The following is a 20707-nucleotide window of genomic DNA, read 5'->3' on the forward strand; positions in this document are numbered from 1 at the left end:
ATCCGCAACTTGCCGCGCGCGCCGCCCATTGATGTTCCCGTATCGTTCTCGTACATCGGTTGCATGGCGAAACCCCAGAAGCGTTACGTGTGTCAGGCCTGCGGATCGGTGTCGCACCGCTGGGCGGGGCAATGCGCCGATTGCAACGAATGGAACACGTTGGTCGAGGAGGCGAACACCGCTGCCACGCCGTTCCATTCCAAGCACAATCTTCAGACCGGCGGCCGCGCGATCCAGCTCGTCGGGCTCGATGCCGAGATCAAGCTGCCCGACCGGATGGCGACCGGGATCGCCGAACTCGACCGCGCGCTGGGCGGCGGTTTCGTCGAGGGGTCGGCGACGCTGATCGGCGGCGATCCCGGCATCGGCAAGTCGACGCTGCTGTTGCAGGCGGCGGCCAAGATGGCGCTGGCGGGGCAGTCGGTCGCGTATGTGTCGGGCGAAGAGGCGGCCGACCAGGTCCGTCTGCGCGCGCGACGGCTCGGGCTCGGCAATGCACCGGTACAGCTGGCGGCGGCGACGTCGACGCGTGACATCCTGACGACGTTGCAGACGCGGCCGCCCGCCATGCTCGTGATCGATTCGATCCAGACGATGCACTCCGATCTGATCGAGGGGGCGCCGGGCACCGTCAGCCAGGTCCGTGCGTCTGCGCAGGAGCTGATCCGGTTCGCCAAGGAGCGTGGGACGGCGGTGGTGCTGGTCGGGCATGTGACGAAGGACGGCTCAATCGCAGGGCCCCGCGTGTTGGAGCACATGGTCGACACGGTGCTGTCATTCGAAGGCGAGCGTAGCCACCAATACCGCATCCTGCGCGCGATCAAGAACCGCTTTGGCGGGACCGACGAGATCGGTGTCTTTTCGATGCAGACCGAGGGGTTGGCGGAGGTCGGCAATCCGTCGTCGCTGTTCCTGACGCACCGCGACGACGCTATGACCGGCGCGACGGTGTTCCCGGCGCTCGAGGGGACAAGGCCGGTGCTCGTTGAGATCCAGGCGCTTACCGTGCGGCTGGCATCGGGGGCGACGCCGCGGCGTGCAGTCGTCGGCTGGGATTCAGGCCGTCTCGCGATGATCCTCGCGGTGCTGGAAGCGCGCTGCGGTCTGAGTTTCTCCAACGCCGAGGTCTATCTCAACATCGCCGGCGGCTACCGCGTGCAGGATCCGGCGGCAGACCTCGCAGTGGCGGCCGCGCTCATATCGGCGATGTCGGAACGCCCGGTCCCGGTCGACGCGGTGGCGTTCGGCGAGGTCGCGCTGTCGGGTGAGATCCGCCCGGTCGCGCATGGTCCGTTGCGGCTGAAGGAGGCGAGCAAGCTCGGCTTCGAGCGCGCGCTTGTACCGGCTTCGATGACGGGCGAGAAAAGTGGGATGAACCTCTCGGGCTTCAAGACGCTTGCAGCGTTCGTCGATCACATGATGGGGCGGGGATAGGCGCCGTTCCAAGGCGACGTACCGCGCCATCGCGAAATGGTCGTTCCCATACCCGGAAACGGACTGCTCCGTGACGTTCTCCGGTCGAACACGCGTCGATCGAACCGTGCACAACGGCATCGTGGCGTGCACGTCCGGCCAAGCGTCGCGCGCCCAATGCATGGTCTCTCGCGCCAGCTATGCTATGGCGCCGGCATGGCGAACACGCGAAGCAATACCGGTACCGTCGAGGTCGACGGTACCAGATACGACTGGCACCTGCAGCGCGAGCCGCAGTGTACGGATACCGATGGTTGGAAGGGCATGACGATCTCGCTGTTGCAGGACGATGCCAAACGCGAAGCCCTACTCGAGTTCCCCGCGCCCAAGCGGCTCTTGAAAGGGTTGCCGCGCGGGCGGCTGCAGATCGACGATGCGACGATCTCGCGCGGCGTACGAGCTGCATTGCTCGCGGGATGGGAGCCGATGTCGCGCGGCAAGCCGATGGTCTTCACGGTGGACGCCGAGGGCAATTGAGCCGTGGATCGGCGTGAGACCGCGACACCGACCCCGGCAGAGGCGCGGCGTCTGCTGAGACAGACCGATCCCGATCTTGAAACGGCGCTGCTGGGGCCGCTCGTGGCCGATCGCGCGTGTGGCGATTGCACCGCGTGCTGCACCGAATTGACGGTGGACACACCAGAGTTCGCCAAGCCCGCGGGAACGCCGTGCATCCACCTCTGTGATCGGGGGTGCGGTATCCACGCGGTCCGCCCGCGCATCTGCCGGACGTGGTTTTGCGCGTGGCGAAGGATTGCGCGCCTTCCGGACGACGCCCGACCCGATCGGTCCGGCTTGCTCGTGTCGCTAAATTTCGTCAGCGCACCGCAGAATTGCCTCGAAGCCGTCTCGATCCATGTTCGCATGCTCGCCGGCAGCGACGCGATCGCGAATGGCATGGCGGCGGCCGTATTGGACAGCGTGTGCGACCAGCTGGTCCCGGTCTGGTTCAGCGACGGGGCGCAGAAAATGCTGATGCATCCCGACAACGACGTCGCCCGCTTCGTTCTGTCGGGAGAGACGCCGCCCGCGTCCTTGCAAGACGAGGTCGCGGCGTGGCGCGAACGCTACGCCGCGTTCGGTTCGCGCCGATAGGGTCTGGTGTGCGCGGTCGGCGGAACGCCGGGTCTGCGGGGGTAGCGTGCAGCGCACACTAGCGGTTCGCGCCGCGCGTCCCTATTCCAGAGGCCATGAACCTTACCGCCCTAGACATCGTCGTCCTGCTCGCCGTCGCCGGCTCCGCGGTGCTAGGGTTGATCCGCGGGTTCGTCACCGAAGTGCTGTCGATGTTCGCGTGGGTGGCGATGGTCGCGATGCTGAAGCTGTTCCACATCCCGCTCGCCGCCGCGCTGTCGCCGATGATCGGCACGGTCGGTGGCGCCGCGGTGCTCGCGTTCGCGATCATCACCGGCGTGACTTATATCGGCGGGCGGCTTGTCGCGAAGGCGATCGGCGCGCGAACGCGGACGTCGATCCTCGGCCCCGTCGACCGCGCGCTCGGCTTCGGGTTCGGTGCGCTCAAAGGCCTGATTCTCGCCAGCCTTGTCTTCCTGCTCGCGACGCTCGTCATCGATACGATGAGCGGCGGCCCTTCGCGGCGGCCCGAATGGATGACGCGGTCGCGCACCTATCCGCTGCTCAACGCAACCAGCGCGGGGATCGCCGATTTCGTCGACCGCCGCCGCCGCGGTCAGCCGGTCTTCGGCGCACGGAAGCCGCCCTCTCACTCCGACAACGCAAGCGAACCCAAGTCATGAGCGCGCCACTCTACAATGCCGAGATCCTTCGCCTTGCCGCGACGATCCCGCATCACGAACGCCTTCCCGAGCCTATGGCGACCGTCGAAAAACGCTCGCCGATCTGTGGTAGTCGCGTGACGATCGACGTAACGGTCGACGGCGAAGGCAAAGTCAGCGCGGTCGGTCTGTTGGTTCGCGCCTGCGCACTGGGGCAGGCGTCGTCCTCCCTGCTCGCCGCCAATATTCTCGGGCGCACGCCGGCCGAACTCGCCGCCGCGCGCGACGCGGTGACGGCATGGCTTGCGCGCGAGGGCGATGCGCCCGGTTGGCCGGGTATGGATATCTTCAGCCCCGCGCTCGACTATACCGCGCGCCACGCTTCGATCCGGCTCGCGTTCGAAGCCGCGGCCGAGGCTGCCGACACCGCTGTAAAGGCGAAGGTCTGATGGCCGAGGCTTCGCCGTCGCTGCTGCGGGACGGCGTCGTGCTGCTCGGGTTCGGGCTGATGTTCGTGCTGTTGTTCCGGCGGCTTGGGCTCGGCGCGACGCTGGGCTATCTGGTTGCGGGCGCGGTCGTCGGACCGCATGTGCTCGGGCTGGTCGGCGATGCGGAATCGAAGCTTGGGTTCGCCGAACTCGGTATCACGTTGCTGCTGTTCATCGTCGGGCTCGAGCTCAATCCGACACGATTGTGGCGGATGAAGGAGGAAATCTTCGGGCTCGGCCTGTTGCAGGTGGCGATCTGTGGGCTTGCGATCACGGCGATCGTCTGGATCGGTGCAAAGTTCTCGCTGCCCGCGGCGCTCGCGCTCGGCCTCCCGCTCGCGCTGTCGTCGACCGCGCAGGTGTTGCCGATGCTCCGCTCGTCGGGCCGGATGCGCACCCCGTTCGGTGAGCGCGCGTTCTCGATCCTGCTGTTCCAGGACCTTTCGATCGTGCCGCTCATCACGATCGTTGCGGCGATGAGCCGGAACCCGGCCGATGCCAACGCGCCGCCGGGCTGGCTGCTCGCGGTCTATACCGTGCTGGCGGTGGTCGGACTGGTTATTGCCGGACGGTTCCTGTTGCGCCCGTTCTTCCGCCTGATCGGCAATCTCGGCGAGCGCGAGATGTTCGTGTTCGCGGGCCTGTTCACGGTCATCGCCAGCGCGGCGATCATGGAATGGCTCGGCCTGTCGACGGCGCTCGGCGCGTTCATCGCCGGCGTGATGCTCGCGGACAGCCCGTATCGGCATGAGCTTGAGGCCGATGTCGAGCCGTTCCGCTCGATCCTGCTCGGCCTGTTCTTCCTCGCCGTCGGCATGGTGCTGGATTTGAATGCGATCGCCGAGCGACCACTGTTCGTGCTGGCGATGGCGGCGGCGCTGATCGCGACCAAGACCAGCGTCATCATGCTGATCGGCATGGCGTTCAAGATGACGTGGCGACAGGCGTTCGCGCTCGGCCTGCTGCTCAGCCAGGGCGGCGAGTTCGGGTTCGTGCTGTTCGCGCAGGCGCAGGCCGGGCTGCTGATCGAGCCGCAGGCGGCGAGCCTGTTCGGTGCGATCATCACGCTGTCGATGGCGACCACGCCGTTCCTGATGGGGATCACGCGGCGCTTCCGGACCGAGCCCGTTGCCAAGGACCAGGAGCGCGATGGGCCAAAGACCGACGGCGCCAATGCGATCATCGTTGGCTATGGGCGGTTCGGCCAGACGGTCGGCCAGATGCTGCTTGCGCAGGACATCCCGGTGACGCTGATCGACACCGACATCGAGATGATCGACATCGCCGGCGAATTCGGCGCGAAGGTCTATTATGGCGACGGCACCCGGCTCGACCTGCTGCGCCAGGCAGGCGCGGCGGAAGCGGAGATCATCTGCTTCTGCATCGACGGCGACCAGCTCGAACCCGCGACGATCGAGGGTGTGCATGAGGCGTTCCCCGACGCCGCGATCTATGTCCGCGCCTATGATCGCCGCGCGCTGGTCAAGCTGAAGAACAGCTCGGCGAATGCGGTCGTCCGCGAAGTGCTCGAATCCGCGGTGAAGATGGCGCGGCTGGCGATGCGCGGGCTCGATATCGCGCCCGCCGACATCGACCGTGCCGAGGAGAAATACCGGTCGCGCGATAAGGAGCGATTGCAGCTTCAGATCGACTCGGGCGATATGCGCGCGGCGCGCGCCGAAACCGCCAGACGTTTTCCCTGGGGGACAGACGGCCAATGATCATCGCCATTCTTGCGGCGTTTTCCGGCGCGATCGCGGTCGCGGCGGGGGCGTTCGGCGCGCACGGCGCAAGCGGCGCCGCGGCCGAATGGCTCAAGACCGGCGCACAGTATCAGCTGGTGCACGTGGTCGCGGCGCTGGTCGCGATCCGGATGGAGGCGCGGGGGCCCGCATGGCTGTTCGTGGTCGGCGCTGCGATCTTTGCGCTGACGCTGTACGCGATGGCGTTGGGGGCGCCGCGCTGGTTCGGCGCGATTACGCCGATCGGCGGGGCGCTGTTGATCGCCGGCTGGTTGTGGCTGGCATGGAGCGCGCGCAGCTAATCCCGCGCGAGCCGCTCAGCGCAGTTCCTGTTGCCAGAGCCGGATCTGTTCGATCGGATCGACCTCTGCGACGGCGGTCGCGACCGCTGCACGATAGCCGCCGGGACGCAGGCCATAGCGCGCCAGGAACGCGCGGCTCGCATGGCTTTCGGTGAGAAACCCGGCATCGATCGCGATTTCCGCGAATGGCCGCTGTTCCGCCGGATTGGACAGCGCCCGCCGGATCTGTTCGAGCCGTCGCGTCTGGATGAAGGCGGCAAGCCCCTGGTGCGGCCGCAACAGACGGTAGAGCGTCGCACGCGACACGCCGCTTTCTGCGATCGCCGTTTCGGCATCGAAACCGGGGTCCCCCAGCCGACCGTCGACGAGTATGCGGAACTGGCCCAGCCGCCTGCCGTCGCGGCTTGCGTCGACGACCGGATCGCGCAGGCCATGCGACTCCAGCGCGACCTTGAGCAGCGTGCACAGCGCCGATGTCGCCCCGGGCAATGACGACGTCTTCATCGTCGGCAGGTTGGTCAGTAGCGACCGGACGAAATCGGCATAGAGCCGGCAATCGTCGGCATCGAGCACCAGGCCGTGGAATCCCGAGAGCGGCCCGATGGTCTCTTCGATCCGGTCCTGCGCGATTGCCAGCGTCGCGATGTGGGCGTCGCGCATCATGTTGCGCCCCGTGCGGGAGACATCCACCAGGATGATCTCGCCAGGCTTCAGGTCGCGTATGCCGTCGCCGAGATCGACCTGAAGCAAGCCGTCGATCAGCAACGTCACCGTCCAGTGCGTAAAGCCGTCACGGCCAGCGCGCAGTTCGCCGCGACCGTGACCGATGTCGTTGAGGTGCCGATCGTAGAGCAATGCCCGATCCAGTCGCCAGGCTTCGAACGTCGCGCGCGGGAATGGTCCGATCTGCGTGATGTCGGCGCCCATCGCGTACAGCGCCCTGTAGCGCTCGATGCGCGCGTCCGGGGGTATCGCCTCGCTGTCGAAACTGACTCGTTCTGGTGATTCCGTGCCTGACATCAGCGCAGGGCAAGCCGATAGCGGCGATCCACGCCGCCGACCGCGATCGCGCAGAGCCCGCATGCGATCGCGGCGGTGAGGAACAGGGCGACGCCGAGCGATGTGTCTTCGATCGCGCCGGCATGTGATGTCGCCAGCACGCCGGTCAGCAAGGGCCCAACGCCGACGCCGATGAGCGTGACGAGTGCGAGGAACACGGCATTGACGGTGACACGATGAGATTGAGGAGTGAGCATCTGAACACCAAACAATCCAGCGAACGAGGCGATCCCTAGCGAGATATTGGCAATCGCGACGCCGGCGATCGCGCCTCCCAGTCCCGGTGCCCAGATTACTGCGGCGAGCGGCAGCAACGTCGCGGCGAGCCCAGCCAACACGATCACCGGGATGCGATCGTGCCACGCGGTGTACCGTGTCATCAGCCAGCCACCGGTGATCTGCCCGGCCGGTGCGGCAACCAGCGTGACCGCGCCGAGCAGCATCGCCGCATGCGCGGGGGTGAGTCCGCGATCGCGGACGAAGAGGCTCGGCAGCCACCCGCCTATCGCCTGGATCACCAGGACAGGCATGATCGCAACTGCAAAGAAGAGCGCGAGCGTGACCCAGTCGATTTGTACCGCCTCCGAGCAAGGCGGCATGTCGGAGATCGTCCCGGTCGCGCTTTCCGATCGGGGGGGGCGGAGTCCGACCCGCACGAGAAACGGCAGGGTGAGCAAATTCGGCAACGCGGTGATCGCGTACAGCCATCGCCAATCCGTGCTGCCGTTGCCCGATGCACCGTCACCGCCGCGTGCGACCATGGCAAGGACGGATAGCAGTGCACCGACCGTCAATAACGCAACGCTCCGCCCGATTGTCGATCCGCTGGTGAACAACGAGAGCGCGCGTGCGCGATCCTTTGGGCTCGTATCGTCGATGAGCCAGGAAATCGCGACCGGAACGAACATCGCCTGGCCCACGCCAAGCGCCGCGCGCGCCAGCGTCAATGCACCGATGCTGTGCGCCGTCCCGGTCGCGAGGCTTGCCGCGGTCCACAGGACGAGCCCGGCGACCAGCCACCAGAGCGACGCCCGCCGCCCGCGCAGTATCGCCGCCAGCGCAAGCGCAGTCACACCGTACGGGAGCGCGAAGGCGGTACCGATGATCCATCCGGCCTGCGCATCGCTCATCGCGATGTTCAGGCGCATCAACGGCAATGCGCCACCGATCATTGTTCGGTCGATGAATGCCAGACAATGGAGGACAGCAAGAACGACGATCACAGGCCTGATGACACTCGCCTCCAGGCGTACGAAAGTTCCAATATCCTAGTCGATGTGGCTTCGAAGGTTGCGATGGTCAACCGGTGGCACGAAGACACGTGGTCGCGTTGACGGGGAAATTCGCATCGTCCGGCAATTATAATTGGCATCACGCCGGCCGGATCGGGGGATCCCGCAGGGTGTGGGATAAGAGAAATCGACGAGGCTTGATCCGCAAACGATCTGTTGCGGAGAATAACGTCGGGTTTCGATCAATCTGAGGCGTGGCGGTGGCGAATGCGGGGGTAGTTCTGCCGCTGCCTTGGACACGTCCTCCTTCGACAGGGGGGCAGCGTGGTGCGCCGGGGCCTGCGAAAGCTGTTTCGTCGCAAAATGCCGTGATCCTTTCCTCTACCGGCGCCGTGCCGCATGAGGGGGCCGGATAGGTGAGGGAACGAGCATGAACGACGGAACGACGCGACGCGGAGTGCTGGGCGCGATGGGGGCGGTAGGCGCGACGCTCGCCCTGCCTGCTGCGGGCGCTGCGAGCCGTTCGGGCGTGCGTCTGGTCGCGGGTACGTACGCGCGCGAAGGCGGCAAGGGCATGTATCCGATCGCCTATGATGGATCGCGCTGGCGGGTCGGGACGCCGATCACCGGCATCGAAGATGCGTCGTTCGGGATCGGCGGTGGCCCCAGCGGTACATGCTATCTGGTCCGCGAACGGACGCAGGGCGATGTCGCTGTCTATGCCCCCGGCTTGGCTCAGCGTGGGGCGGTGTCGACGGGGGGCGCCGATCCCTGCCATCTCGCGCTCGATCGGGCGTCCGCCTGCCTGGTCGCGGCAAACTATTCGAGTGGCAGCATCGCATTCTACCGGCTCGATCCGCGTACCGGCCTGCCCGGCGCGCCGACGCTGTTCCGTCACAGCGGGAGCGGTCCCGACCACAGCCGGCAGGAGGCGCCGCATGCGCACTGGGTCGGGTTCAGTCCCGATCGACGCTGGCTCCATGCGGTCGATCTCGGGGCCGACGCGATCTTCGCCTATCGCTTCGATCCGCGCGCGCGAACGTTGCAGTCCCCGACAGTCGCTTGGCAGGCCCCCGCAGGTGCCGGTCCGCGCCATATCGTGCGGCATCCACGGCTGCCGATCGCCTATGTCGTCTGCGAACTCGCCAATGCGGTGATGGCGCTCGACGCGCGCGCAGACGGCGGTTTCGACACGCGTCACGCCGTCTCGACCTTGCCCGCCGGGCACACCGGCGCGTCGCAGGCTGCGCATATCGCGATCGATCGCGCCGGGCGGCGGCTCTACGTATCCAATCGCGGCGACGACAGCATCGCGGTCTTCGCGCTCGACGCTGCCGGCGCGCCGACCCTGCTCCAGCATGTTGCGACTGGCGGGCATTGGCCGCGGATGTTCCTGTTGCTCGACGCTGACCAGCGGCTGGTGGTCGGCAACGAGCGGTCGGGGACGCTGACGGTGTTCCGCGTCGCGACCGACGGTCGTCTGACCGCGACGGGCGAGGTGCTCGGGGTACCTGGAATCGTGTTCCTGGGGCAGTTCGGCTGACCGGGCACGTTCCCCGCGTGAGCCGCCCGTTTTGCGGTTTGTGTCGTAATATCCTATATTCGTCATAGCTTGGCACGCGACGCTGCAGATGCCGGCCTTGGGGAAGGATACCCGTTGCCACACGACGAACAGTTACCGGCGCTTGCCCGGACGGGCATCGCAGGGCTCGACGACATTCTCAACGGCGGGCTGACCCCCGACCGGATGTATCTGGTGGAGGGCACGCCGGGCACCGGCAAGACTACGTTGGGGCTGGGGTTCCTGCTCGCGGGTGCCGCGGTCGGCGAGGTCGGTTTGTATATCACCCTGGCCGAGACCGAGGTCGAATTGCGCGCCGTCGCGCGAACGCACGGCTGGTCGCTCGATCCGCTGACGTTGTTCGAGATGGTGCCCGCCGATGGTCTGGGCGAGGATCACGAGCAGACGTTGCTGCATCCGAGCGAAGTCGAACTCGGCGAGACGATTCGCGACGTGATGGCGAAAGTCGACGAGATCCACCCGGCGCGCGTCGTGATCGACAGTCTGTCCGAACTCCGCCTGCTCGCACAGAGCCCGGTGCGGTATCGCCGCCAGATTCTCGCGCTCAAGCATTTCTTCTCGACGCGTGCGTGCACCGTCCTGTTCCTCGATGACAAGAGCGGCAGCGGCGGCGACCTGCAACTCCATAGCATTGCGCACGGCGTGATCTCGCTCGAACAGACGCTGTCGGGGTTCGGCGCGCAACGCCGTCGGCTGCACGTCGTCAAGATGCGCGGTGTCCGCTACCGCGGTGGCTATCACGACTTCGAGATCGAGCGCGGGGGACTTTGCGTCTACCCGCGTCTGGTCGCGTCCGAACACGGCGAACCCTATTCGGATGAGGCGATGTCGACCGGGTCGAGCGAACTCGATGCGTTGCTGGGTGGCGGACTTATTCCCGGCACCGCGACGTTACTGACCGGGCCCGCGGGCGTCGGCAAGACCACGGCTTCGGTCCAGAGCATGATCGCCGCGCTCAAACGGGGCGACCGCGCTGCGTATTTCCTGTTCGACGAACGGCTGCCGACCTTGCTCAAGCGGAGCGCTGCGCTGGGCATGGATCTGGCGCCGTTCGTCGACAGCGGTCAGCTCGAACTGCGTGCGATCGATCCTGCCGAGATGTCGCCTGGCGAATTTTCGGGGGCGGTGCGTGCGGCCGTCGAGGTTCATCGTGCCAAGGTGGTCGTGATCGACAGCTTGAACGCGTATCTCCAGGCGATGCCGAACGAGCAGTTCCTTATTCTGCAGATGCACGAAATGCTGACCTATCTAGGCCAGAAGGGGATCGTCAGCCTGCTGATCCTCGGATTGCACGGCATCACCGGCGACATTCGTTCGGATGTCGACCTAAGCTATCTGTCCGATACGATCGTCCAGCTGCGGTATTTCGAGGCACAGGGGGAGGTCCGTCAGGCGATTTCCGTGATCAAGACCCGGACCGCACGGCACGAACGGACGATCCGGGAGTTTCAGATCGGTAGCAGCGGGCTTCACGTCGGCGAACCCCTGCGACATTTCCAGGGCGTATTGACCGGCGTCCCGACCTATTCCGGTGAAGGGGAGACGCTTATGGGAAGTCGGATCGGACTCGCGGACACGCAGCGCTAGCATGGAAAACCGCGTCCTCATCCTGGCACCGCGCGGACGGGACGCCGTGATCGCAGCGGATCTGCTCGCTCGCGACGGCATCGTCGCGACGATCTGCGATGATCAGGCGGCGTTGCTTGCGGCGCTTGACGATGCGGCGGGCGTGGTATTGCTGACCGAGGAAGCGCTGACGACCGGCGATCCCGCGCGGCTGGCGGAGTGGGTCGCGGCGCAACCGAAATGGGCGGACATCCCGTTCGTCGTACTTGCCAACGGGACCAAGACACCGCGGACGTTGCGCGCGACCGAGCGGCTGCGCGAGCTCGGCAACGTCGTGCTGCTCGAACGGCCGCTGCATGCCGAAGCGATGCTCGGCGCAATCCGTTCCGCGCTGACCGCGCGCGGCCGGCAATATGAACTGCGCGACGTCGCGGTGACGCTCGAGCGCGCGGTCGAGGATCGTACCGCCGAACTGCGATCGGCGCGCGAAAGTCTCGAGATCGCGCTCGAGGCGGCCGGGATGGGCAGCTGGGATATAGACCTGCTGACCGGAGAAGCGCGCCGGACGCAGCGGCATGACGAGATCTTCGGCTATCCGGCAGGCCTTGCCCATTGGAACGTCGACACCTTCCTCAAACATGTCGATCCCAAGCAGCGGTCCGCGGTGAAGCAGGCGTTCGACGATGCGTTGCGCTCGGGAACGCTCGATCTGGAATGCAGCATCGATGCGGCGGACGGGGTGCAGCGCTGGATCGTCGCCAAGGGCCGCGTGCGCTACGACGATGCCGGTAATGCGGTGCGGATGACCGGCGTGGTTTCCGACGTCACCGATCGCAAGGAAGCCGATGCGCAGCTCGCGCAGGCGCAGAAGATGGATGCGATCGGCCAGCTGACCGGTGGCGTCGCGCATGACTTCAACAATCTGCTGACCCCGATCGTCGGCAGCCTCGATCTGATGCGGCGGCGGCACAAGGACGACGAGCGGACGCAGCGGATGATCGGCGGCGCGCTCCAGGCGGCCGAACGCGCGGCGACGCTGACGCAGCGCCTGCTGGCGTTCGCGCGGCGGCAGGCGCTGCAGCCGCGCGCGGTCGATATCGGTGCGTTGATCGACGGGCTGGTCGACCTGATCCGCCGTTCGCTCGGGCCGTCGATCACCGTCGTGCTCGAAGTGCCGCGGCACCTGTCGTCGGCGCGCGTCGATCCCAACCAGCTCGAACTTGCGCTGCTCAATCTTGCGATCAACGCGCGCGATGCGATGCCGGGGGGCGGGCGGCTAACGCTGTCGGTCAGCGAAACCGTGGTCGACGACCGCAACACCGTGGGGCTTGCGGCGGGCAGCTATGTTCGGCTGACCTCGGCCGATACCGGGATCGGCATGGACCGCGCGACGCTCGCACGCGCGACCGAGCCGTTCTTCTCGACCAAGGGCGTCGGCAAGGGCACTGGGCTGGGCCTGTCGATGGTCCACGGGCTGGCCGCGCAGTCGGGCGGCACGCTTCGCCTGACGAGTGAGCCGGGGGCGGGGACCGCGGTCGAGCTCTGGCTTCCCGCGACCGCAGAAGCGCCTGTCGACACGGTCGAGACCGCATCGGAACCGGTCCAGGCGCGGCGCGGCGCGAAAGTGTTGCTGGTCGACGACGAGGATCTGGTACGCGCCGCGACCGCCGACATGCTGCGCGACATCGGTTATGTCGTGGTCGAGATGGCATCGGCGAGCCAGGCGCTGTCGGCGATCCGATCGGGCGTCGATGCCGATATCCTGGTCAGCGACTATCTGATGCCCGGCATGACCGGGGGGCAATTGATCAGCGAATTGCGATCGTCTGGCAACCGGATGCCGGCGTTGCTCGTCACCGGCTACGCGGCGGCGGGCGAGGACGTCCCCGACGACATCACCCGCCTCGCCAAGCCGTTCCGCCAGATCGATCTGGCCGCGCGCGTCGACGAACTGCTGCGGCAATCGCCCGCGGGCCGGCCGAAACTACGCGCGGTCGACTAGGCCTCAGCGCATCATCCGCGCGATCGTCTTCGCCGCGGCCGCGCCATAGGGCGGCTTGAGCCCGGCGAGCTTAGCGACGTCGAGCCGCGATTGCTTGAAGACCGCGCGTGCGTGGCTGAAGGTTCGGAAGCCGTCGATGCCGTGATAGGCGCCCATCCCCGACGGGCCGCTGCCGCCGAAGGGAAGGTCTTCCATCGAGACGTGGAAGACCACGTCGTCGAGCGTCACCCCGCCCGAGATCGTCCGATCGAGCACGCGGCGGCGTTCGCCCTCGTCGCTGCCGAAATAATACAGGCCGAGCGGCCGGTCGCGGCGGTTCACCTGTGCGATCGCGTCGTCGATCCCATCATAGCGACGGATCGGCAGGACGGGGCCGAAGATCTCCTCCTGCATCACGATCATGTCGTCGGTCGCGTCAAGGACGATGTGCAGCGGCATCTTCCGCGAGTTCGCGCTGGCGAAATCCTCGTTCGCCGGGTTCACCACCTCGACCGTCGCGCCCTTCGCACGCGCGTCTGCGATCCAGTCGGTGAGGCGCTGGTGGTGGCGATCGTTCACGACCGAGGTGTAGTCGGCATTGGCAAGCAACGTCGGATACATCGCGCTGGCCGCCGCCTTTATGCTGTCGACTACCTTCGCCTCGTCCGCCGCGGGGACGAGCATGTAATCGGGCGCGAGGCAGATCTGCCCGGCGTTCATCATCTTGCCGAGCGTTACGCGTTCGGTCGCGCGCGCGATATCCGCCGATGCGCCGAGGATGACGGGCGACTTGCCGCCGAGTTCGAGCGTGACGGGCGTCAGATTGTCGGCGGCGGCGTGGAGGATGTGGCGGCCGATCGCGGTCGCGCCGGTGAAGATGAGATGATCGAACGGCAGCGCGGAGAACGCCTTGCCGACGTCCGGCCCGCCCGAGACGATCGCGACTTCCTCCGGCGCGAAATAGCGGCCGACGATCTCTTCGAAAAGCGCGGCGGTGGTGGGCGTGTATTCGCTCGTCTTGGCCATCGCGCGATTGCCCGCGGCGAGCACGCCTGCGAGCGGCGCCATCAGCAGGTTCACGGGGAAATTCCACGGCGCGATGATGCCGACCACGCCCTTGGGCTGATATTCGACCCACGCCTTCGCGCCGAGCAGCCCGAGCGGGAACTGCACCGGTCGGCGGTCGCGCTGCATCCAGCGGTCGAGATGCTTGGCGGCGTGCGCGATCGGCGCGAGCGATGCGCCGATATCGGTCATCATCGTCTGTTCGCGACTGCGATGCCCGAAATCCTCCGACACCGCGTCGCAGAACCGCGCGGCATTGTCCTTCACCATCGCCGCCGCGCGCTTCAGCCGATCGAGGCGGACGGCGCGGGTGACGGGCATCTCGGCCATGAACGCGTCACGCTGGGCGGCGAGGATGGTGTGCATATCGGTCATTGGAGGTCCTTCAAGGCACGAGCACGATCTTGCCGACATGCGTGGCGGCGGCCATCGCGGCGAATGCGTCCCGCCATTCGGCAAGGCGGTATATGGCATGGACGCGGGGCCGAAGGCGACCTTCTCCCGCCATCGCCCATACCGAATCGAGGTTTTCCGCACCCAGCCGGGGAAAGCGGCGTGCATATTCCCCGGCACGGACGCCAATCATGGAGAAGCCCTTGATCAGCGCGATGTTGGTCGGCAGCGTCGCGATCCGGCCCGACGCGAAGCCGACGACCAGCAGTCTTCCCCCGAACGCGGTGCAGCGGGTCGATTCGTCGAAGACGTCGCCGCCGACGGGATCGACCACGATGTCCGCGCCCCCGCCGGTGAGATCACGTACCGCAGCGCGAAAGCCGGGTGCCGGCAGGGTCGCGGCGGGCGAATAGGCGTCCGCGACGATCTGCAACTTCTCCGGCGAGCGCGACGTGGCGATCACGCGCGCGCCGAGCGACTGCGCCAGATCGACCGCCGCGAGGCCGACCCCGCCCGTCGCGCCGTGAACCAGCACCCAGTCGTCGGTCGCCAGCGCGCCGAGCCGGACGAGCCCGACATAGGCGGTGAGGTAGGCGACGCCGATCGACGCGGCCTGCGCATAGTCGAGACGGGCGGGGATGGCACGTGCAGCGCTCGCATCGCAGGCTAGGATCTCCGCGAACGCGTCGAGGCGGGTTCCGCAAACGACCCGGTCGCCGGAGGCGAAGCCGCTTGTCGGATCCGCCTCGATCACCTCACCCGCGGCCTCCATCCCGGGCACGAACGGCAGCGGCGGTTTGAGCTGATACTCGCCTCGCGTCATCAGCAGATCGGGATAGTTGAGCGACGCCGCGCGCATCCGCACCAGCAACTGTCCGGGCGACCGCGTCGGCTCGGCGATGTCGTCGAGCGCCACCCCCGACAGGTCAGACGACAGCGCCGAGACGCGAACCGCTTTCACGCGCCGACCGGCAGATCCCGGAACGCCTGATCCTTGTCGACGCGGATTTCGCCGGGGAGGCCGAGGACGCGTTCGGCGATGATGTTCTTGAGGATCTCGTCGGTGCCGCCGGCGATGCGCAGGCCGGGCGCCCACATCGTCGCGGCGTGGAACGCGCCCTTCAGCGGGGTCAGCGCGGGGTCGGCGATGATGCCGTATTGATCGCCCGCCTCGACCGCGGTGTTGCCGATCGCCTGCAGCTGGTTGGCCGCGACGATCTTGCCGATCGAGCTTTCGGGGCCGGGCACCTGGCCCTTCGACAGAGCGGTGATCGTCCGCATCCGCGTGTTGCGCAGGCCCTCGGACTGGACCCACCAGTCGGCGAGCTGCTGGCGGAACGCGGCGTCCTTGAGCAGCGGGCCGTCCGCGCCGCTCGCCTGGGCGGCAAAGGCGAGGATGTCTTCGGGGCCGACGCCGCCGCCCGTTCCGATCGCCAGACGCTCGTTCATCAGCGTGAACAGCGCGACCTTCCAGCCGCCGTCGATCGGGCCCAGCCGCTGCGCGTCGGGGATGCGGACGCCGGTGAACCAGACCTCGTTGAAGTTCGAGCCGCCCGACATCTGGTGGATCGGCCGGATCTCGATTCCGGGTGCCTTCAGGTCGAGCCAGAACATCGTCAGGCCCTGATGCTTGGGTACGTCCGGGTTGGTGCGGACCAGGACGATCCCGTAATCGCTGTAATGCGCGCCCGAGGTCCACACCTTCTGGCCGTTGACCACCCAGTCGTCGCCGTCACGCACCGCGCGCGTGCGGATCGCAGCGACGTCGGAGCCGCCGGCGGGTTCGGAGAAGAGCTGCGACCAAATCTCGTCGCCGCGGACCGCGGGGCCGACGAACCGCGTCTTGGTCGCATCGTCGGCATAGGCCATCACGGTCGGCACGCACATGCCAAGCCCGATCGTGAAATAGCTGCCGTCGACCGCGTGGCGCGCCTCTTCCTGCCCGAAGATGACGCTCTCGATCGGCGTGCCGCCGCCGCCGCCCCATTCGCGCGGCCAGGTGATGCACGCATAGCCGCCCGCCGCTTTGCGCGCCTGCCAAGCCTTCGCCTTGGCCATGGCGTCGGGATAGTGGCCGGCATCATGCTCGGCGATATTTTCGCCGAGCCAGTGCCGCGCGGCGGCGCGATAGGTGGCTTCGTCGTCGCTGTCCTTGAAGTCCATGTGCTGCTCCGATCAGGCCGCGTTGCGCATTTCGAGTTGGCCGACGAGTCGTTCGCGCCAGGCCGCTGGGGCGCCCGCGACGAGCGCGAGCTGGCGCGAGCGGCGGTAATAGAGGTGGCAGTCGGACTCCCAAGTGAAGCCCATCCCGCCATGCGTCTGGATATTCTCCTTCGACGCGAACCAATAGGCGTCGGACGCAGCGACGCGCGCGGTCGCGGCGGCGAGCGGCAGTTCGGCGGCGCCTGCGTTCAGCGCCCAGGCACCGTAATAGGCGTTGGACCGCGCGATCTCGGTCTTCACATACATGTCGGCGAGCTTGTGCTTGATCGCCTGATAGCCGCCAATCTGTCGCCCGAACGCGTAGCGATCGAGCGCATAGCCCTTCGCCATTTCGAGACAGCGATCCGCGCCGCCGAGCTGTTCGAACGCGAGCAGCACCGCCGCGCGGTCGAACACCGCCTGCATCGCAGTGACGCCGTCGTCAGTGCCCAGCCGTTCGCAGGGGGCGTCGGTGAAGGTGAGGCGCGCGGCGCTGCGCGTCGGGTCGAGCGTTTCGAGGACTTCCGCTGTGACGCCCGCGCCTTTCTCGACGAGGTAGAGGCCGTCGCGCGCGACTACGACGATTATGTCGGCGACGTCGCCGTCGGTGACGGGGATCTTCTCGCCCGTGAGCGTACCGCCGGAAACGGTGGTGCGGATCGATCGCGCGGTGACGGGGCCTGCGCCTTCGGACGTCGCGAACGCGCCGATGACGTCGCCCGCCGCGATCCGGGGCAGCCACTTCACCTTCTGCGTGTCGCTGCCGTAGAGCATCAGCGCCTCGGCGACGAAATACACGGTCGAGGCGAACGGGATCGGCGCGCAGGCCCGACCGAGCTCCTCGGCGATCGCGCAGAGTTCGATATGGCCGAGCCCGAGCCCGCCAAATTCCTCGGGGATCGCCGCGCCGAGCCAGCCCTGTGCGCCGACCGCCTTCCACAATGCCGAGTCATAGGCGGTGCCGGGATCGTCGAGCACCGCGCGGACGCGGTCGCTGCCGCACTGCGCGGCGAGGAACTTGCGCGCCTCGTCCTTCAGGAATTTCTGGTCGTCGGAATAATCGAAGTTCATGCAGGGTCCTTCGCATGCGCCCAATATTCGTCGCGGAGCAGGCGCTTGTAGAGCTTGCCCGTCTCGTGCCGCGGCAACGCGTCGCGGAAGTCGATGCGGCGCGGCGCCTTGACGTGGCTGAGGTTGGCGCGCGCAAACGCGCTGAGTTCGGCGGCGAGCTGCTCGCGGTCTTCGGACGGATCGGCGGGACAGACGATCGCCACCACCTGTTCGCCCATCTCGTCGTCGGGCGCGCCGATCACTGCGACGTCGGCGACCTTGGGATGCGTGACGAGCAGATTCTCGATCTCAGCCGGATAGATGTTCACGCCGCCCGAGATGATCATGAAGCTCTTGCGGTCGGTGAGGTAGAGATAGCCCTCCTCGTCGAGCCAGCCGACATCGCCAAGCGTCGTCCAGCCCTGCGCGTTGGCGGCCTCCGCGGTCCTTTCGGGATCCTTGTGATATTCGAACGCGCCGCCGCCCGCGAAATACACGTCGCCTTCGGTGCGCGGCGGCAGCGCGGTGCCGTCCTCGTCGCAGATCATCGTCTGCGCGGTCAGGTTGCGGCCGACCGAGCCCTTGTGCGTCAGCCATTCCGCGCTGGAGATCGCGCAGAAGCCGTTGCCTTCGGTGCCCGCATAATATTCGCCGATGATCGGGCCCCACCAGTCGATCATCGCCTGCTTGACCGGGATCGGGCAGGGGGCCGCGGCGTGCCAGACCGCCTTCAGCGACGACACATCGCAGCGCGCGCGGACGTCGGGCGGGAGTTTGAGTAACCGGATGAAATGCGTCGGCACCCACTGCGCGTGCGTGACGTGGAATCGCTCGATCGCGGCGAGTGAAGCTTCGGGATCGAAATGCTCCATCACGACGACGGTGCCGCCGACCTGATGCACCGCCATCGACCAGCGCAGCGGCGCGGCATGATAGAGTGGCGCGGGCGAGAGATAGACCATCTCGGGGCTGAAGCCGTACAGGCCCTTGCCGAGCATCACGAGCGGCGAGACATTGGTCCCGAACGGCTCCTCGGACAACGCGTGCTTGACGCCCTTCGGCTTGCCCGTGGTGCCCGACGAATAGAGCAGGATGCCGCCGGGGGATGGATCGGCGATCGACGTCGCGGGCATCGCGTCGCGCGCGGACTCGTACGCGTCATAGCCGTCGATCGCACCGTCGACCATGTAGCGCCGGACGTCGGGCAGCAGGGCAACGAGCCCTGCCGCAACCCCGGCGCACCCCTTGCTCGCGACCAGCACGCGGCAATCGCCGTCGTCGATGATGTACGCAGCCTCGCCCGCGGTCAGCTTCGACGACAGGCACGTGCAATAGACGCCGGTGCGCTCGGCGGCCCACATAACCTCGAGATAGCGCGGCGAATTGTCCATCAGCACCGCGATGCCGTCGCCGCGTTTCAGCCCGAGCGACCGGAGCAGATGCGCGCCCTGGTTCGCGCGCGCGTCGAGGTCGCGATACGACACCGTCTCGCCCGTCGCCGCCATGATATAGGCGGGTTTGTCGGGCGTCGTCAGCGCATGCGCGACGGGGTGCATCAGACGCGCTCGATGATGATCGCCGGCGCCATCCCGCCGCCCGCGCACATCGTCACGAGCCCACGCTTCAGGTCGCGGCGTTCGAGTTCGTCGAGGATCGTCCCGATCAGGATCGCGCCGGTCGCGCCGATCGGATGGCCGAGCGCGATCGAGCCGCCATTGACGTTCACCTTGTCACGATCGAGCTTCAGGTCGCGGATGAACTTCTCGGCGACCACCGCGAACGCCTCGTTGATCTCCCACAGGTCGATATCGTCGACAGTCAGCCCGGCCTTCGCCAGCACTTTCCGCGCCGCAGGGACGGGAGCGTTGAGCATCAGCGTCGGGTCGTCGCCCATGTTCGCCATCGCGACGATCCGCGCGCGCGGTTTGAGGCCGTGCTTGGCGGCATAGTCGGCGCTGGCGAGCAGCACGGCGGCCGCGCCGTCGACCACACCGGAGGAATTGCCGGCATGATGAACGTGCGCGATTTCGAGATCGGGATAGCGGCGGTTGATCTGTTTACGGAAGGTCGTGCCCTTGTCGTCGAGCGGTATGTCGGCGATCCCCGCGAATGACGGACGCAGCGCGGCGAGGCCCTCGGCGGTTGTGTCGGGGCGGGGATATTCGTCCTTCTCCAGCACCAGCGCGCCGGTGGCGTCGGTGACGGGGACGAGGCTGCGATCGAACCGCCCTTCGGCGATCGCCACCGCGGCGCGACGCTGGCTCTCCAGCCCGAGCGCTTCGAGCGTTGCGCGGTCGATCCCCTCGATGCTCGCGATCGCATCGGCGCAGATGCCCTGGTTGGATTGCGGATGCGCCGCGTCGAGCCGCGCGTTGCCCGAGCCGATCCCGAGCGGCCGTTTGCCCGCCGCCATGTCATCCTGCATCATCGTCGTGGTCAGCGACATCATCTCGGTGCCACCGGCGATGACGAGGTCTTCCATCCCGCTCATGATCTGCGCCGCGGCGAAGTTCACCGCGGTGATCCCGCCGCCGCAGAACCGGTCGAGCGTCGTCCCGCTCGCCTTGACGTCATAGCCCGCGTCGAGCGCCGCCATCCGCCCCAGATCGCCGCTCTGTTCGCCGCGCTGAGTCGAGGTCGACCAGATGATGTCGTCGATGTCGCCGGTGTCGAGATGGTTGCGCTCGGCGATAGCCTTCAGGACGGTTGCCGCGAGATGCTGCGGGTGCATATGGGCCAGCGCGCCCTTGCCGGTCTTGCCGATCCCGCGCGGGGTACGGACGGCGTCGATGATCAGTGCCTCGGCCACATCGCTCTCCTGTTGCACCCGCCGGTC

At 67.1% G+C, this 20707-nt stretch carries 18 protein-coding genes; 10 read left to right on the forward strand and 8 right to left on the reverse strand.

What is annotated here, in order from left to right; all coding sequences use genetic code 11:
* Positions 1 to 63 precede the first annotated feature (63 nt).
* The 7 genes from radA (at position 64) to ASF00_RS11895 (ending at position 5741) form a co-directional block, all read left to right on the forward strand.
* Positions 64 to 1434: a DNA repair protein RadA gene (radA, locus tag ASF00_RS11865; RefSeq protein WP_055879116.1), complete on the forward strand. Its 1371-nt coding sequence runs from the start codon at positions 64 to 66 to the stop codon at positions 1432 to 1434.
* Between the two features lie 195 nt (positions 1435 to 1629).
* The gene (locus ASF00_RS11870; protein ID WP_055879119.1) at positions 1630 to 1950 is read left to right on the forward strand and encodes a hypothetical protein; all 321 of its coding nucleotides are present in this window, start codon (positions 1630 to 1632) and stop codon (positions 1948 to 1950) included.
* Between the two features lie 54 nt (positions 1951 to 2004).
* Positions 2005 to 2568: a YkgJ family cysteine cluster protein gene (locus ASF00_RS11875; protein WP_055880431.1), complete on the forward strand. Its 564-nt coding sequence runs from the start codon at positions 2005 to 2007 to the stop codon at positions 2566 to 2568.
* Between the two features lie 95 nt (positions 2569 to 2663).
* Entirely contained in the window at positions 2664 to 3230 is a 567-nt protein-coding gene (locus ASF00_RS11880) for a CvpA family protein (RefSeq protein ID WP_055879123.1), read from the forward strand.
* Positions 3227 to 3658, forward strand: coding sequence for an iron-sulfur cluster assembly scaffold protein (locus ASF00_RS11885; protein ID WP_055879126.1), 432 nt, complete (start codon positions 3227 to 3229; stop codon positions 3656 to 3658). Before ASF00_RS11880 ends, ASF00_RS11885 begins: the two co-directional genes overlap by 4 nt.
* The gene (locus ASF00_RS11890) at positions 3658 to 5418 is read left to right on the forward strand and encodes a cation:proton antiporter domain-containing protein (RefSeq protein WP_055879129.1); all 1761 of its coding nucleotides are present in this window, start codon (positions 3658 to 3660) and stop codon (positions 5416 to 5418) included. Before ASF00_RS11885 ends, ASF00_RS11890 begins: the two co-directional genes overlap by 1 nt.
* The gene (locus ASF00_RS11895; protein ID WP_055879133.1) at positions 5415 to 5741 is read left to right on the forward strand and encodes a DUF423 domain-containing protein; all 327 of its coding nucleotides are present in this window, start codon (positions 5415 to 5417) and stop codon (positions 5739 to 5741) included. The genes ASF00_RS11890 and ASF00_RS11895 overlap by 4 nt, the downstream gene beginning before the upstream one ends.
* A gap of 15 nt (positions 5742 to 5756) precedes the next feature.
* Here the strand turns inward: ASF00_RS11895 and ASF00_RS11900 are convergent, their stop codons facing one another.
* Together ASF00_RS11900 and ASF00_RS11905 are read right to left on the reverse strand one after the other, a co-directional pair.
* Positions 5757 to 6668, reverse strand: a complete 912-nt coding sequence (locus ASF00_RS11900; protein ID WP_162233404.1) for a helix-turn-helix domain-containing protein — start codon at positions 6666 to 6668, stop codon at positions 5757 to 5759.
* A gap of 92 nt (positions 6669 to 6760) precedes the next feature.
* Positions 6761 to 8023, reverse strand: a complete 1263-nt coding sequence (locus tag ASF00_RS11905; RefSeq protein WP_268795099.1) for an MFS transporter — start codon at positions 8021 to 8023, stop codon at positions 6761 to 6763.
* A 439-nt stretch (positions 8024 to 8462) separates the two neighbouring features.
* Here ASF00_RS11905 and ASF00_RS11910 point away from each other — a divergent pair, with 439 nt between their 5' ends.
* The 3 genes from ASF00_RS11910 to ASF00_RS11920 all read left to right on the forward strand — a co-directional run bounded on the left by ASF00_RS11910 (position 8463) and on the right by ASF00_RS11920 (position 13182).
* A complete protein-coding gene (locus ASF00_RS11910) occupies positions 8463 to 9575 on the forward strand; it encodes a lactonase family protein (protein ID WP_055879142.1) in 1113 nt (370 codons plus the stop codon).
* A gap of 114 nt (positions 9576 to 9689) precedes the next feature.
* Positions 9690 to 11201: an ATPase domain-containing protein gene (locus ASF00_RS11915; protein WP_055879144.1), complete on the forward strand. Its 1512-nt coding sequence runs from the start codon at positions 9690 to 9692 to the stop codon at positions 11199 to 11201.
* A gap of 1 nt (position 11202) precedes the next feature.
* On the forward strand, positions 11203 to 13182 hold the full coding sequence (locus ASF00_RS11920; protein WP_055879147.1) for a hybrid sensor histidine kinase/response regulator: 1980 nt from the start codon (positions 11203 to 11205) through the stop codon (positions 13180 to 13182).
* A 3-nt stretch (positions 13183 to 13185) separates the two neighbouring features.
* Here the strand turns inward: ASF00_RS11920 and ASF00_RS11925 are convergent, their stop codons facing one another.
* Genes ASF00_RS11925 through ASF00_RS11950 form a run of 6 tightly spaced genes read right to left on the reverse strand, consistent with a single transcriptional unit; the run spans position 13186 to position 20680 of the window.
* On the reverse strand, positions 13186 to 14592 hold the full coding sequence (locus ASF00_RS11925; protein ID WP_443024415.1) for a coniferyl aldehyde dehydrogenase: 1407 nt from the start codon (positions 14590 to 14592) through the stop codon (positions 13186 to 13188).
* Between the two features lie 19 nt (positions 14593 to 14611).
* A complete protein-coding gene (locus ASF00_RS11930; RefSeq protein ID WP_055879155.1) occupies positions 14612 to 15580 on the reverse strand; it encodes an NADPH:quinone oxidoreductase family protein in 969 nt (322 codons plus the stop codon).
* The gene (locus ASF00_RS11935) at positions 15577 to 16782 is read right to left on the reverse strand and encodes an acyl-CoA dehydrogenase family protein (RefSeq protein WP_055879159.1); all 1206 of its coding nucleotides are present in this window, start codon (positions 16780 to 16782) and stop codon (positions 15577 to 15579) included. Before ASF00_RS11935 ends, ASF00_RS11930 begins: the two co-directional genes overlap by 4 nt.
* A 12-nt stretch (positions 16783 to 16794) precedes the next feature.
* The gene (locus ASF00_RS11940) at positions 16795 to 17892 is read right to left on the reverse strand and encodes an acyl-CoA dehydrogenase family protein (protein ID WP_055879164.1); all 1098 of its coding nucleotides are present in this window, start codon (positions 17890 to 17892) and stop codon (positions 16795 to 16797) included.
* Positions 17889 to 19427: an acyl-CoA synthetase gene (locus tag ASF00_RS11945; RefSeq protein ID WP_055879168.1), complete on the reverse strand. Its 1539-nt coding sequence runs from the start codon at positions 19425 to 19427 to the stop codon at positions 17889 to 17891. The genes ASF00_RS11940 and ASF00_RS11945 overlap by 4 nt, the downstream gene beginning before the upstream one ends.
* Positions 19427 to 20680: an acetyl-CoA C-acetyltransferase gene (locus tag ASF00_RS11950; protein ID WP_055879170.1), complete on the reverse strand. Its 1254-nt coding sequence runs from the start codon at positions 20678 to 20680 to the stop codon at positions 19427 to 19429. Before ASF00_RS11950 ends, ASF00_RS11945 begins: the two co-directional genes overlap by 1 nt.
* Positions 20681 to 20707: the final 27 nt, after the last annotated feature.

It is taken from the genome of Sphingomonas sp. Leaf34, assembly GCF_001421805.1.
Taxonomy (GTDB): Bacteria; Pseudomonadota; Alphaproteobacteria; order Sphingomonadales; family Sphingomonadaceae; genus Sphingomonas.